The organism is Alistipes sp. An54 (genome assembly GCF_002159375.1).
Taxonomy (GTDB): Bacteria; Bacteroidota; Bacteroidia; order Bacteroidales; family Rikenellaceae; genus Alistipes; species Alistipes megaguti.
On record NZ_NFIA01000007.1, the window covers coordinates 1 to 14,951 of the forward strand.

The following is a 14,951-nucleotide window of genomic DNA, read 5'->3' on the forward strand; positions in this document are numbered from 1 at the left end:
GTTTCAAACCGATGGTATAAGTATCTGTCGTATTGTCATTTTCCATATCTTAAAGATACGCAAAACAGATGGATTTACAAAGAGATTCGAGCGCTATTTATGCTGTTTTTCAAAGAAATGGCATACAATGGGAAAAATTCCAACCATGTGCAATATTTCGGCATATACTCTTGCTACCTTTGTAACAGAAAAAGACAAACACCATGGCATCCAATCTCTTCAAAAGGTACATCTGGCTGGCCGACACGATTCATCGCTATGGCCCCATCACGCTGGCCGAGATCCGTGCCCGCTGGCAGCGCAGCGCGCTCTATGACGGCCGTCCGCTGGCACGGCGGACCTTCCACACCCACCGCGACGCGGTCGAGGAGCTGTTCGATATCTCGATTGTCTGCGACGAACACACCAACCGTTACTCCATTGCCAACAGCGAGGACCTCAACTCGCACAACATCACAAACTGGTTGCTGGACAGTTTTGCCGTCAGGCAGTCGCTGCGCGAGGCCCGCACGCTGCACAACCGCGTGCTGGTCGAGGAGGTTCCCTCGGCCCGGGGGCATCTTCCCGAACTGCTCGACGCCATGCGCGAGAACCGGCAGGTGGTCGTTACCTATCAGCCCTTCACGGGGGACGAGGCTTTCGACCTCCGTCTTCGGCCGCTTTTCGTCAAGCTCCGCGACCGGCGCTGGTACCTCTACGCCAACAAGCCCGACAATGCGAAGATCAAGCTCTATGCGCTGGACCGCATGGTGAAGATCCGCGTGACCGAAGATCGCTTTATGCCGCCCGAGGAACTGGATCCGGCCAGCTACCTGGCCGGCGCCTTCGGCGTGGCGGTCTACGACGACATCCGCCCCTGCACAATCCGGGTCCGGGTCACGGGCGACGGCGTCAAGTATCTCCGCACGCTGCCCCTCCACGCTTCGCAGCAGGAGGTCGAGACGCATGACGACTATGCCATCTTCGAATTTCACGTGGCACCGACGCCGGAGTTTTACCAGGCCATGTTAAACTGCCACTGCAATTTCGAGGTGCTCTCGCCGGGCAATGTACGGGAAGAGATGCGGCGCATCATCCATACTATCGGAGCCTGCTACGACCACGTTTTCGACAAATGATTTTCAGCCTGTCAACACTATCGGCTGCCACATTTCTCTCATCCAGAACCTATACCAGACCTGGAATCTTTAACGGCAAGAATTATGACTGACAAGAAAAAACAATACGCTCAAAAAACAGCGACTTCATTTCGGACGTTCAGCCAGCGGGCCGATGCTCCGAAAACAGCAGAGGCCGTCATCCCGATCGATATCGTCGACCGACAGGGCCGAAACTACACGCTGCGGAATGCCGAGGGATTGCAACTCCGGATCGACGAATCGTTAATCGTAGACAACGGATTGCATATCGATGCGCAAGCAGGGAAACTGCTCGTCCCCGAATCACTCGTCCGGGGCTGGTTTGAACCGATTCGCCGAGAGCAACAGAAGCGGGAAGAGCAACGGCTCCAGGACCTCTTTGCCAAATCGGTGCCGCTTATCTGGCGCCAGCGTGAACGGATTCTTGCCGATCCGCAACTCTTCGGAGCCCGCACGCCGATGCGCATCCGCATGGCCTATGTATCGATGAGGGATTCAGGGCCCTATCCACTGGGCGTAGTGGTCCGAGCATGGACCGAATACGAGGAACGCTACACGCGCGTATGCCCGAAATGCGGCGGACGGATGCTGATCTACTCCGTCTCGGGGTCACCGCTGAGCGGCCGCAGCAGCCATTCGGCCACCTGCACCGCATGCGGTTGCCAACAACACCATGTCGACGAAGGCAGTTTCGGGAGTCTAGCCTCACCGATCATGCGTATTGCCAGCGAGTATCGGGATCTGCCGAAGGGCGATGCTCTGTCGTTCGAAGAGGCCATGGCACTTCTCAACAAAAGAAAATCTCTATGATAATTGTATCTTTATAAAAAAGATTCTTATGAAAAGTAAAGTAGATGACCGTAAATCGTCCATTCAGAAAGAGATAGAAGTCCAGATCCTAAATGTTCTGAGGAATCGAATTACATGTAGCGGAACGAAGAATCGAATCATCTTCACTGATTATATCGATTTTTTAGTCGACAGCAAGACCAAAAAACTATCCATGGCTATCCATGAAAAAAAGTTTTATTACAAAGGGAAGACTGTAAAAACAAAATACGGTTATGAAATGAACCCAGTCTGCCAAAACATGCAGACGGATTATGCCTCATTCGAAGCCTGGGCTCTCTGTCTCAAATATTGGCTTTCGGACCAGATTGAAACAGTCAGTCTAAGATGGGATGAGCCGCAGCACATCGATGTGGTCCGACAACGTCACTACAACCGGTTTCTCTATCGGGTTCTCAAAATGCAGGAACACTTCGAATGGTTCAGCATTGAAGCAGAAAATACTCCGGCAGTACGGAACTTCCAGACTGAACTTGAAAGCGGCAACCTGTACCTCAATATTCCCCGCAACGAGACATCAACGCCACAAAAGGAGTCATCCGAAGCAACCATCGAAAGAAGTTTCATCTCCCGAAAAGAGTTGTTCAAGGGTGTGGATTTCGACGCATGCGGCAATCAATTGCCGGTAGGGGTTTTCAGGGATTCGGTTTCCAACACAAATGCCCTGTTTACCGGAGGAAAAAGTGCCATTGACTTGTGGGCAATCCGTTCCGATGAATTGTGGATTTTTGAATTGAAATACCGAAATAAAAAAATCGGCATTCTGACCGAGTTGCTTTTTCATCTGTGGCTCATGGAGGATCTTTGTCTGAATCATACAATCCATTACGGCCCGAACACTGACAAGACAACCATGCCCCGAAACTTCGACAAATTCTATGACAGGACAAACGGCGACATTGCGGCTATCCACGGAGTTCTGCTGATTGATGAATTGCATCCAGCCATTTCTCCGGATCTTCTTGCTTTTATCAATCGTGAAGACAGGAATAAACGGAGTACGATCCACGCCCAATATTACAAATACCAATCCGACAAAAAGATCATACTGCTATGACCATCACCATCCACCGCGGAACACACGAAATCGGGGGCAGCTGTGTCGAGATACGGACCCGGCAGGCAAAAATTCTGCTCGATCTGGGTCTGCCGCTCGATTTCGACTCCCGGCCCCAGGAGCAGCAGGAACTAATCCGCCGCGAGGCCCTCGAATGGGCTCAGGATGCCGATGCCATCTTCATCAGCCACTACCATGCCGACCACCACGGCCTGTTGCCCGACACGCACCAGGATGTGGCCATCTATGCTACGGCCGGGACGGCGGCCATGATGCACGTCACCGAGGTGATCCATGGCCGCGGCGATGCCGACTATCTGCACCATATCAACGTCCTCTCCAAGGAGGCGGACGACCGGAAGTTCGAACCGGTAACCGTGGGCGATATCCGCATTACACCCTATACGGTCGATCACGCCGCCTACGATGCCTGCGCCTTCCTGATCGAAGCCGAAGGCCGGCGAATCCTCTACAGCGGGGACATCCGCCGCCACGGGGTGAAAGGTTTTCTCTATCACAACCTGCCCCGGAAGGTCGACTGCCTGCTGCTCGAGGGGACCAATCTGGCCACCGAAAAGGAGTGTATGAGCGAAGCGGAGATTTGCGAACGTTTCAAGGAGCAGTTCCGCACCGATGCCGACAAGTTGCACTACATCTGGTGCTCGGGGCAGAACATCGACCGGATCGTCCAGATCTACAAGGCGGCGCTCGTCTGTTCGCGCAAACTGATTGTGGATACCTACGTCGCCTATGTGCTGGAAGCGGTCCACCGTTTCAAGTCGTCGATCCCGTCGCCGCTCTCTCCATTCGAAGGGCACGATGTCTTCCGGTATTTCTGTTTGCCCGCTCAATTGAAACGGCTCGAAGAGGCCGGAGATCCGGAGATTGTGGAGCGTCTGAAGGCACTTTCGACGGTCGACACAAAAGACCTCGGACGCAATCCGGGCAAATATGCCTGGCTCATCCGCCCTTCCATGCTGTACTACATGCAGAAGTACAGCCACACGCCATCGGTCGTAGTTACCTCGATCTGGGAGGGATACGAGAGAAACGAACCTGCATTCATGGATTGGATCCGGGAGCGGGGTTTTGCCAATCCGCACATCCATACCAGCGGCCATGCCGATGCGAAATCGTTGCAATCGATTGTACGGCATGTCGATCCCGGGCTGTTGATCCCGATTCATACCACTGTTCCGGAACGCTTCGCCTCGCTCTTCCCCGACCGGATGATTCGCTGTCCGCAGGACAATGAATCGATCGAGCTGTAGTCTCTTTTCTCCAGATTCAGCCCTGTTGTGCCGCCATTCCGCACAGCAGGGCTTTTACTTTGCCGAAAAGGCAAGGTATATGGGAATCAGATACTACTGCAAGAACGGCAAAACGGGATTTCAGACCTCGGGCGAATGCCACCTTACGAAGGCGTGCTGGGACGAAGCCTGGCTACTGGACGATACGGGCCGGGCATTGGTGTGTGACAGAGAGGGATATGCGCTGCTGCGCATCCGCAGCGGGCGACTTATTCGCCTGGATTGTGACCGTGCGGCACCCTATGGCGACACCTTGCTGCGCATCCGCCGCAACGGGAAATACGGACTGGTGGATTTCGAGGGCCGCACCATCATTCCTCCACGGTACGATGTGCTGACCAACCACCATGCGCAGTTCAACATCATCGGTCGCCGAGGCCGCTACGGATTGCTCAACCGGCAGGGCGGATGGGCACAACCGCTCCGCTTCGACGTGATTCTGCCCGTCAACCAGCGGGGAAACGACCGCCTGGCCTGTATCCGACGACACAAGGTGGTGTTTTTGTGAGATAAACCATCTTCTTTCAATTCATTCTTTCCACTCGATAGCGACAAGCCCCGGACTTGGCGGGGTCGGATGCAAGGCCGTTGCCGTAGAATTTGTTTTGCAGTTAACGAGCAGTTGTTCCTTGTTGCGCATGCATAGCTGATACTTCTTATACTTACGGAGTATCTCCTATGAAATATTGTGCATATTGCTAATCATCTGACACTCCTTGCAATCCTCGGAAATCGCTTTTTCGACAGCCGTGTGACCTCTGAATTGTACCGGGGCAAGAAGAAAAAATCTACGTATAGCAGAACCGATGCTATGGCAGAGGGTTGATAGTGTTTGTTAATCCTCAACACCTTCAGCCAGTCGACGTTTTCGGCTGAATATAAGTTTAACATTAGTCTCTTCCGAATGGTCGATGTTCAGGACAACAACACCTACATAGTCGTTTTCGAAGCGCTCCGCCCATGCCTGAATGTCGGCATTGGGATTCCAGCTCACCTCGTCCAGGGGAATCATTCCGATCATTCCCGAAGAGTGTTGTACCTTCACTCCCGTCTCGTTAGCCCCCAATACGAGTACAGACGTCTCGTCTCCAGGTTTTTTGAAGTCCAGCAAGTCGTAGATCCCATTGGGATATAGACTTAACACACTGCCCTTGAACAGACAGGTGTCCATATCGATCGACGAGACGACGCAGGCAATCGTCTCACCCTCTTTGTAGAGATGCTTTAACGAAACCACGTTTTGCGGAATGATATCATGCTTCAGAATGCTTCCGGTCAGTACTCCCCAGTGAACAAAGAGTCGGGAGTTCGTGAGTCCGCAGATGACACATGTGATCTTGAGGGATCCCTTCTCAAGCCTTCTCTGCAACAACTCGGCCTGCGTCTTGATCACCTTCTGATTGCAATGTAGCATGCCCTGCTTAACACCAACGACCGGGAGGTATATGCCTCCCTGCTCGGCAATAGTGGTTTTTATCTCGTCCAAGCTCTGAGTCGCATCCTCACTGCACAGAATGGCGGGGACGTTGTATTTGTCAAGCAGTTGGAGATCAACAGACGAAGCTCTGTTCAGAGTGAACCACCGCATTTCAGGATGTTCGGCCGCATCGATCGCGGCGGGGCCACTTTCAGGTCGGGGCAGACACGCCTTGATACTCGCCTTGATCTTCATGGTGTTTGTGTTGGCACTCGTCACCTTGATCCGAACGGTAGCTCCAATCTCGTAAGGCCGTTTGTCCAGCGAACAGGGTTCCCATGTGACCTCTCCGTGGGGCACGATTGCCACCCACTCGTAAAAGGCGACGTAACAGGCATGGCTGTGTCGTTCCCGGTAGGATTTGATAGTGGCCGTATATTCCAGGTCAAGCTCCGGCTTCGAACATGGGGTTCTCTTTTCGGCCAGTCGTAGTTGAAATCGTTGCTGCGGGACAAGCCATTGCAACAGCCCGTCGTTCAGGCATTGCTCTTCGCTGTAATAGTCGCTCAAATCAAGTCCCTCCCATACGCCCAATTCATCGGCACCAAGAGGCATGATTATACCGTCGAGACTGACATAAAGGTGCCTTTTGCCCACTCTCTGGACAACCAGGCTTTGGAAACTCTGATCCTCAACGGCCTTCTTCCATCGCTTCTCGATGTCGGCGTGAAGCCCAATCCAGTCAGCATCCAGATACGGCTGCTCGAGATTCTCGGGGGTAGAAAGGCCAACGGCAATAAGCGACCCTATAGGCAGATACTCCTCTATGATCGATGTGCCAGATAACAGATGGAACCACGAAGCCTTCTCCCACGGAAGCAGCGCCTTGATCTGGTACTGCTCTAGGATATAGCCCTTCTGATTGTAACCGACGACCTCCATCTGGTAGACGCCGCTGATCCGGTCGTTCTGCAGCAGATTACATTGAGGCAGCAACTGCTGGCGATCGAGGATGATGGTATCGTCGTCGATGTCGACCACACGTGCGTCGAAAACACAATCCTTGATCATCTCGAAATTCTTCAACGGTTTGATATCGCACCAGTTCCACGACGAGATGGGAATTTGATAGTTCTTGCGCAAATACGAAGGTCTTACGGGCTCCACGAGGTAGTACGCCCCATCGTCAGAGACTCCGCACAGGCGCAGCGTGATATTTCTTCCGATGATCAACTCCTCGGCCTCTACCATCATGCAGAAGTCCGTCTCCCCGTAGGAGGTGTCCGGAATCAGCAACAAGGTCTCTCCGGCCTGCCAGCCCTGAACGGCGGCAACGGCGATGGTGCCATCCTCGCCCTTAACCACCCAATCGCGGTGGCGCTTGTTTTGTCGCGTGTGCTGCCTGATGAGTGTATAGGCGCTGGCTGCACGGGAACAATGGTTGTTGAGCTCATACTCGTCGCCATTCTTGATGATCGACCAGGAGGATTCGACTGGAAAGATCGTATCGAGCGGGGCACACATGTTTAGCGGAATATGCAACTGGTGCTCAGTGGAAAGCTGTACCTCCTTCGAATCGACAAAAAACAATACGGTATGAGTGCTGGTGTCGACCGATAGCACGTACCCCATATACCTCTTGGAGGAGGACTCCGATCGGTTTGTAACCGTATTGTTTTCACTATAGTCGGGCTTGCATATCAGGGCATTTAGATCGTCCACCTGGCCCGTGTAGACCACTCGCGATACCGGTCCGTTTTTCAGCTCATCCGGATTGCAGGTCAGCACGACGTCATAGTAAAGAACCCGCGGATTCTGCTTCGACATGGGGGTAGATATCTGTATGGGGTTCAGCGCCAGCAGTTGACTGTAGTCGGCGCTGCATGCAATCTGTTCAAACTTGCAGCGGCCTACTGCCGATCGTCCGAACCCACTTTGGGTTGGGCCGACAAAAACTGGGATATTGGGGCCGTAGAGCTTCATAAGGTTTGTGAGTAGATGCGACTCAGCCCTCGATGCCTCCATGATCGCTTGATGGCCGTTACTGTCGGTGCACAACCAGAGAGTAGGCGTAATATGCATGCTCAACGACATTCTTCGCACCATCGTGATAGGCTCCTTGTAGAGCTTGGGCTGAGCTGTAACGATCAGCCGGCAATTTCTCTCGTCAACCTCCACGATCATGAGATAGGGGGCCTCCTGCAACATCTCCGGCGTCTCAGATTTGATCTGTATGCATGTCAGTTTGTTCCAGGTCATGGCGTCGTTCTCATCACGCTCCACCTCGTGTGTGTCAATCATTGTTCCGGGTTGCAGGCTGAGCAGTGCGACTTGCTGTTTGAATGCACCCACGGAGGATACCTCAAGCTGATCGCCGGTGATGCGCTCCAGACAGAATTCCATGTAGGAGAACATATTCTGGCGGATACTCTCCACCTCAAGGTCTGACATACAGTGGTATGCCACAGGATATCCGTTTCGCGTGGTCATGTAGGCCCAACCGTTGCTGATGACACATATCTTCAGATCTATCAGCTCCCCGATTTTACCGCGAAGATTCGTCAGTTGCTGCTGTAGGGCACTCTTTATGTCGAAATATACCGTGCGTTTACGGAGCTTGACCTTGGCCGGAACCTGATATTCCGTGGTGAATATGCGCGACTGGGCATATTTGATCATGGCGCAGGGGGTGTTCTTGTCCAATGCGATACCTGCATATTGTGGCGAAGTAATGTAGGTACCGGTGTCATCATCCAGACGCGCGTATGGGGAGACCGTCACCATCGAACAGAGCTCTCTGTCCTGCACATTATGAGCCTCGTAATTGGTGCTCACGCGCCCTTCGATCTGAGGGCTGAAGCCAAGGAGGCGCAGTCGGCTGTTCTGAATGTTCCCCGACTCACCCAGAATATAGTCAAAGGTAAACTGCGCCGGGAAACCCAGGGGCAGGTAGGTGAAAATTTTCGGCCCCAAACTCTGCAGATCAACCTGATTGCGAAATACGGTTCCACCCCACTCCCAGTTGTCGAAAGCCGCCCACAGAAGCATGGGGGGGGGAGTTTTGAGATGAGTAGCAGCAGACAATGCCCGTGACAGTTTGCAGCTCGGCTTTAGGCAGTTTGGTCGGGTTTTTGTAGCGAAACACAGCGGCCATGCGCGAGGGGGGGGGTGGTCGATATTCTCCATATGAATGAGGAGCCTTGTGTCTTTGTGGACGACTCTTCCTCTGAATTCTCTTGTGTAATCGTTTGGCGTTTGTCTACCCACAGGCGCACGTTTGTCCCCGTCTCCAGCTTCTTTCGGGTGAGATACGTGGGGTACCAAGACAGACTGTAGATACCAGGCAATACCTCTCCGCCTATCTCCAGCGTGTTACAGGACCTCTCCTTGCCTGTTCGTTTATCGATTAATGTCGACAAACTATGTATCTTGGCATTGATGGTCACTTTACCGGCCATGCTCCGAATGTCAGCCTCATATTGGGCTTGACGGGCTTTCGCCTTGATGATCGGAGCTCTCTTATTGACCCGGTATAGTGTGCGAACCACACGACACTCGATAGTGCCGAACTCCTCTTTCGTTACGGCGGCCATAATGCGGTCTCCGGTCTCGAGCGGCCACCATTCATACTCCGAGTTATAATAACGCAGGGGGATGATGAACCGCAGAATTCCCCACGATTCATCGTCGGGGCGGAGCACAACCCCATCAGGAGTGAAGGCCTCGACGGTCATGGTGTATCCATTGGGATTGCTCTGGTTTTGTATGACGTTGATTACCCGACGGGTCTGTGTCATCAAGTTCCTGAATGTCTGCTCGAATGACGAGGGTTTCTGCTCGATCTCCACATATTTGAACATCAGAGGCCATTTTCTGGTTTGTGGATATTGGGCACGAAGCGTCTCATCCGAGGTGGAGTATTGTGCTGCACCCCAGTTGATCTCACCCGATTCGTTCAACTGAATAAGTATCGTTCTGTCGTTGTTCATATGGATCGTTATAAGACTTGGATATATCGGGCCTCGTTCTGAGACTCTTCGTTAAGAACCGGAAAGAAGCTGACTGTGACACCCTTTTTCAGATAGTTCTTATACTCTGCTTTAGGGATAATGAGGTATCTTCTGCTTAAGGGCTCCAACACCTCGTAGCGCATCGTATGCGGATTGAAAGTGATACGTCCCTGAGCGAAGCCCCACAGTACTTGCGCTCCGATCTGTTTGACCATCTCGCGGTCAAGGGGTAGAAGCCACTTGTTGCACCGGATGACAATCATCCCCTTTTTGAGCTCCTCCGTCACATCGTTAAGGCACGAGAGCTGACCCAGCCTGGGACCCATGTTGAAGAGACGCGTACCCTCTTCAGTATACTTGACATCGGGGGTGAACAGCTGGACTTCGGTCTGGTCGATGTCTCTAATATAGCAGAGCTTGATCTGCGGGCTGACACTGAAATACTGTCTTCGGTTGATGTAACACCTTGCCAGGTCCACAAGCTGATGCTTTGCCCAGCAGAAATGTTGCGCTTCCGGCGTGAGTTCGCGCTCCGCAGTCCACTCCCGAAGCAACAGGGGCACAATGCTGGCGTGGTACAGTTGGGGTATGCTCATGTTGATTATTGAGCTCAATGATTTGTAGCTGACCGCGATGGGCTCAGTGCTCTCGCGGCTTGCATAGAACCTGATATCACCGCGCGGATTCTTTGTCCAGATATGTTTCACGACCGGATCCACAAGGATATAGCAATACTTGACCTGCTCCTCAGTATCCTCGCTCTTTACCCATTTCACCTCCATGCGTGAGGGCATCTCATCCGTGGCATAGTAGCGAATCTCCTTCGGAAAACAGGTCATGGGGTGCGCAGGACAAAATTCCCGTTCTTGTGTAAGGCATACACCGGAATCAAATCCACCGTAATTGGGTAGGAGCAATCTTTCCAGAACTCAGGCACCGGGTTTCTGACAGCATGATACCACACGACGTCGATCTTCTGCGAAATTATCTGCCCTTCGGTGTATTGCATGGGGACACATGGCGGAAGGTCCGCAGGAGTAAACGGAGAGATCTTGATGATGTACTGGTAGAATACTGATGACTTGTTGGTGAGAGATTTGGCACTCTGGGCCTGTTTCCCCTTTTGGGTATTGCGCGTCATCATGTATATGGTACGCCGGAAGGTCTTGATGACCTCCTTCGGTATCTGATCCACCGAATCCTGACCGGGCATGATTCTGCTCACGGACACAACGATTGCATACTCCGTCAAATCACTCCAGCGAAGAATATTTCCAGCCTGCAGCTCATTGGCCGAGGCCACGTAGTGGCCTTCATGGTCGCATCCGAGATAGATCAGGTTCTTGAGGCGGGTTGTCGATGCGCGACTCTCGGTGGAGGGCATCGACAGCGCGATGCCATTCGAGTTCTGCTCGAGCGATTTTCTATGGTGGAAAGAGAGTTGACCGTCGCTGGGAATTGAATCGAAGGGCTCAAATTTTACTCCATACAAACCTCCCTCGTCCGAGACGGGATGAAGCACAAGGAGTCGCATGTTGGGGTTGACAGGACGGATGTTGATCCCAACAATTGTACCCGTGTAACCATACCAGTTGATCTTGGGCGACGCCTTGATCTTTTCGCGAGTGGAGGGCTGACACAGTTGGTTGATCCAGTCGGGGTCATCGATGCGGATGACCACCTGCGGGTTGTTGAACTTCTCGAACAGGTAGATATAGGGTATCTTGGTGTCGACACCCTCGATCTCAATGCCAATTGATCCTTGCTTACGCCGCGGAGCGTTGTTCGGAAGATTGATGGTAAACTCTACCATGTGGGTCATGGGGTGTTCTTCCTTCACGTCCTGCACCCAGAACCATTGATCGATCCCCTTAATCCGGCAGAACTTGTGTTCGGGCATCTCACTGATGCACTCCGAGGCTACCATAAAGGTCTGTCGGTCGGGCTGGGAGTAGAGTGTGTACTGTATCGAGCGGCGGTTGCGACCGATGTCTACCGAGACTGGCCGCAGGTAGTCGTTTCTGATGCCGATGACGGGCTCCGACCATTGCTGCATGCGCAGATTCTCCTGCTCGCGAATCTTGATCTGACACGCATATATGCGCTGATCGTAAATCTGTTCGGCGATATCCTTCCGGATATCCTCCATGGGAATTTTATCAAGCATCTTGCAGATCTCGAGATGCGCACGCTTGTCTTTCATGTTTTCCGACACCACATTCCACAGGATATTCTCTACTCCGGGCGTGGTGGCCGCTCCGTTGCGCAACAAGTGAATAAAGAGTGTGTGGAACAACGAATTGTTGATCTTCAGAAAGGCAAGATTGAACGTGAGAATCCGCAACGCATCGGGGTGTGACTTTTTTTCATCAACTTCAGTATGACCGTCGTGTCCAATTGTGTCGATACATCGGGGTCATATTGTTGGGCCAGTGCCAGCGAATCCATAGAGGCAATAGCCATGTTCGTATAGTAGGCTATGGTTTCCCGGCAGATGCTCTTAGGCAGCGACGGAATTTTGTTAATCAAATCCTCGCGTTCTTCGTCGTTCATCTTCTTGACTATGATGTCGCGGATATAGCGGCGCCATAATGCAAGGGTGTTCTCCATCTTCCACCGCATGATCCATTCAGCCTGCTTAAGCAGAAAAAAGCAGACCTTGGAGGGTTTGCTGCTCTGGAAGATAAGCGCGCGCGACATGACATTGTAGTTGGGCCCTGCCAGGCCGTTCTCTTCTGATCCCGGAAGTCGATCTTGCTGGGAGATTAGCCAGAAGCGCATCCAGTAGGGTTCAAAGACTTTGTTGGTAAGATAGGTCGTTCCCGAGTATGCAATTCCCTTGAAGAGTGCTTCCAATTGGGCTTCACCTTCGGACAAGGAGATATCTGCCTGACGGTATATCTCCATCAGGGAGTTGAGATACGACTGGACGAGATAGCGTGGGCGTAATCTGTAGACCAGTGAACTGTCCGTCGTATGGAAGTCGTCACCTTGCGGCAAATGGATACCGATACTCGAGGTCGCCATAGCCAGATCGCACAGATGTGGATTAGGCATGGGGAGGGTGTTGCCTTCAAATATGAGTTTCCCTGATTGGGTCATGCGGATGTTGGACTGTGCCTTGCTATCGTTTGCAATGCCCAAACTGAGCAGGTGAACCGTGATCAAGGTTCTCATGATGCCCGTCTCAACCGGCTTGATGGGAGGAATATCGTCGAGCAGTTCCATGAGTTCGAAGATCTTTTGCGCCGAATTGAGATTCTCCTGTATGAACGGGTGCGTGATGATAATTCTCTGCCAGGCGTTGGGATCCTGGCTTTTGAACGCCTCAATTAGTTCCGTGCGCAGATTAAGAATCTGCTTCAGGTCGGATTGATATTGCTTGATAAAATTTCGGTCGAGCAGCGAACTTCGCTCCTCGGGATCGAGGTTGGGATTGGTGATGATTCTCTGCTCAACCAGTCTGTAAAGACGGGTCTGGTTCAGTGACAAGGCGATATTCTGGGGATTATCCTCGAAAAGATCGATCAGCATCATGACCGAAAACGGATGGTATACCATGTCGGAACCATGCACCGAGGCGGTGATCTCGCGATAGAGTTGGTCAGTGTGATCGACCCCACTGATATGGGTGGAGGCCAAATTCATCAATGCACGCACCTGCTCGATGGTCAATGGCATGATTTTGAAGCATTGAAAATTCATCGAATCGATCAACTCTCTATTGCTTTCATACGCATCGGGTTGTATACCGGCTATGTACTGGCATAAGGGGTACCGGTTCATGAGGTCAGCCAATCGCATAATCTGATCCTTGTTGGCAGTATCGAGCGCATCGATAAAGAAGACAGCCGACCCCTTTTCGAGCAGCTGATACAGACGCTCGACAGCCGCATGGCGTTGGCGTGAAGTCAGAATCAGGGTGTCCTCTCCGGTGATCTCGAATTCGAGTTTGGAGAGCAGGTCGGTGCACTGTTGCATCTCCGGACTGTCCATCGGCAGATAAAAGGGCAGCAGGCGAGGCTGTCCTCGCAGAATCATACGGTAGAACATCACGCTTTTCCCCGTACCAGCGCTACCGATGACAAGTTTGCGGGGGTAAACCTGATCTCCGATCAGCAGGTCAGGGCCTTCGTCTACTTGTGCGGCATTGTTTTCGTCGGTGTATTCAAGCTGCAGTTCGGGCAGATCGTAGGTCAAGCGGGGATAGCGATGGATGCCGGTACCCCAGAAGGCCTTTTTCAGTCGCTCACCGGTCGTTTGGCGCAGCTTGTCCATGTACAGACGAGTGAGCACCTCGCGACCGACGTGCTGCTCATCCTCGTCAATTGATTGGGGCGACCATTCATCCCAGTCCTCGCTCTTGCAGATGACTGCCGTCAGCTCATCGTAGAATCGCTCGACGATTTTCAGGATGAAGATAGCCGATCCGTAGTGCATTCGCCGGCTGTATTGAAACAACTCAGCCAGATCGGAAGGAGGACTATACACCGACTGATCCGCGTGGGTTGATTTGTTTCTGAACTGCTTCCAGGTCTGAAAGAAGTGTTGTTCATGACTCCCTTGGGGGATCAGGTAGTTGAGTTCGTCGGTTGGGGCATCGGAACGAAACGGTTTCCAGAAGAAGTTGTTGAATATCTCCTTCTGGAGTTCACACCGCGTGCTTTTCGTGCGGAGTAGCTCCGCAACCATTCGGCAGAATGAATCGAGCGCGTTGAGGCGAGCGTGCACAAAATCGGCATATAATCTGATCCTCTGCTCGCAAGCATCGATCTGGAGTCCGTCTATTTCGGGCTCTAACGTCTCAAAGATAGTCCATATATTGGCTCCAATATTCGAGCCCAACACCGTACGGGAGCATAACAACTTGGTTAGAATGGTCAGTTCGTATCCGGTGTGCTGGCCCTCGGAGAAGAAATAGCTGAAGTCCTCGACGAAAAACTGGTTGTTCCTGGACAGGGTAAGCCGGTTTCGCGCCTCCCCATTCTCAACCACCACCGAGCTATGGGCAACAGGGATAGCCCGGATGAACTGCTGCAATCGCAAAAGCAGATGTCGTATGGTCTCAAATTCCGAATCGGTCAGATGAGATATACTCAAAAAAGAGGTATCCATGTATAAAAGGAGTATTAAGATTCAAGTAACGTAATTGTTACAATATACGAAAAA

Annotated in this window: 10 protein-coding genes; 5 read left to right on the forward strand and 5 right to left on the reverse strand. The window is 52.2% G+C overall.

Going from position 1 to position 14,951, the window contains the following annotated elements:
- The first annotated feature begins 203 nt into the window (after positions 1–203).
- The 5 genes from B5G09_RS07935 (at position 204) to B5G09_RS07955 (ending at position 4,863) form a co-directional block, all read left to right on the forward strand.
- Positions 204–1,118, forward strand: a complete 915-nt coding sequence (locus tag B5G09_RS07935) for a WYL domain-containing protein (RefSeq protein WP_087404767.1) — start codon at positions 204–206, stop codon at positions 1,116–1,118.
- A gap of 84 nt (positions 1,119–1,202) precedes the next feature.
- Entirely contained in the window at positions 1,203–1,949 is a 747-nt protein-coding gene (locus tag B5G09_RS07940) for a hypothetical protein (protein WP_087404768.1), read from the forward strand.
- A gap of 28 nt (positions 1,950–1,977) precedes the next feature.
- On the forward strand, positions 1,978–3,045 hold the full coding sequence (locus tag B5G09_RS07945) for a hypothetical protein (protein ID WP_087404769.1): 1,068 nt from the start codon (positions 1,978–1,980) through the stop codon (positions 3,043–3,045).
- Positions 3,042–4,316, forward strand: coding sequence for an MBL fold metallo-hydrolase (locus tag B5G09_RS07950; RefSeq protein ID WP_087404770.1), 1,275 nt, complete (start codon positions 3,042–3,044; stop codon positions 4,314–4,316). Before B5G09_RS07945 ends, B5G09_RS07950 begins: the two co-directional genes overlap by 4 nt.
- A 79-nt stretch (positions 4,317–4,395) precedes the next feature.
- Positions 4,396–4,863: a WG repeat-containing protein gene (locus tag B5G09_RS07955; protein WP_087404771.1), complete on the forward strand. Its 468-nt coding sequence runs from the start codon at positions 4,396–4,398 to the stop codon at positions 4,861–4,863.
- 327 nt (positions 4,864–5,190) lie between these two features.
- On the opposite strand, the gene B5G09_RS07960 is transcribed toward B5G09_RS07955, so the two are convergent.
- The 5 genes from B5G09_RS07960 to B5G09_RS07980 form a co-directional block, all read right to left on the reverse strand.
- Positions 5,191–8,820, reverse strand: coding sequence for a hypothetical protein (locus tag B5G09_RS07960; RefSeq protein ID WP_087404772.1), 3,630 nt, complete (start codon positions 8,818–8,820; stop codon positions 5,191–5,193).
- Between the two features lie 62 nt (positions 8,821–8,882).
- The gene (locus B5G09_RS07965) at positions 8,883–9,761 is read right to left on the reverse strand and encodes a hypothetical protein (RefSeq protein WP_143256503.1); all 879 of its coding nucleotides are present in this window, start codon (positions 9,759–9,761) and stop codon (positions 8,883–8,885) included.
- 8 nt (positions 9,762–9,769) lie between these two features.
- On the reverse strand, positions 9,770–10,564 hold the full coding sequence (locus B5G09_RS07970) for a hypothetical protein (RefSeq protein WP_143256504.1): 795 nt from the start codon (positions 10,562–10,564) through the stop codon (positions 9,770–9,772).
- 53 nt (positions 10,565–10,617) lie between these two features.
- Positions 10,618–12,126, reverse strand: a complete 1,509-nt coding sequence (locus tag B5G09_RS07975; protein ID WP_087404775.1) for a hypothetical protein — start codon at positions 12,124–12,126, stop codon at positions 10,618–10,620.
- Complete coding sequence (locus B5G09_RS07980) at positions 12,093–14,897, reverse strand: hypothetical protein (protein WP_087404776.1); 2,805 nt, start codon at positions 14,895–14,897, stop codon at positions 12,093–12,095. The genes B5G09_RS07975 and B5G09_RS07980 overlap by 34 nt, the downstream gene beginning before the upstream one ends.
- Positions 14,898–14,951 lie beyond the last annotated feature (54 nt).

Bases quoted from the DNA above. Each gene is read 5' to 3' on its own strand.
- B5G09_RS07960 (WP_087404772.1), bottom strand. From the start codon at position 8,820: ATGCTTCTGTGGGCGGCTTTCGACAACTGGGAGTGGGGTGGAACCGTA.
- B5G09_RS07965 (WP_143256503.1), bottom strand. From the start codon at position 9,761: ATGAACAACGACAGAACGATACTTATTCAGTTGAACGAATCGGGTGAG.
- B5G09_RS07955 (WP_087404771.1), top strand. From the start codon at position 4,396: ATGGGAATCAGATACTACTGCAAGAACGGCAAAACGGGATTTCAGACC.
- B5G09_RS07950 (WP_087404770.1), top strand. From the start codon at position 3,042: ATGACCATCACCATCCACCGCGGAACACACGAAATCGGGGGCAGCTGT.
- B5G09_RS07980 (WP_087404776.1), bottom strand. From the start codon at position 14,897: ATGGATACCTCTTTTTTGAGTATATCTCATCTGACCGATTCGGAATTT.
- B5G09_RS07970 (WP_143256504.1), bottom strand. From the start codon at position 10,564: ATGGAGGTGAAATGGGTAAAGAGCGAGGATACTGAGGAGCAGGTCAAG.
- B5G09_RS07945 (WP_087404769.1), top strand. From the start codon at position 1,978: ATGAAAAGTAAAGTAGATGACCGTAAATCGTCCATTCAGAAAGAGATA.
- B5G09_RS07940 (WP_087404768.1), top strand. From the start codon at position 1,203: ATGACTGACAAGAAAAAACAATACGCTCAAAAAACAGCGACTTCATTT.
- B5G09_RS07935 (WP_087404767.1), top strand. From the start codon at position 204: ATGGCATCCAATCTCTTCAAAAGGTACATCTGGCTGGCCGACACGATT.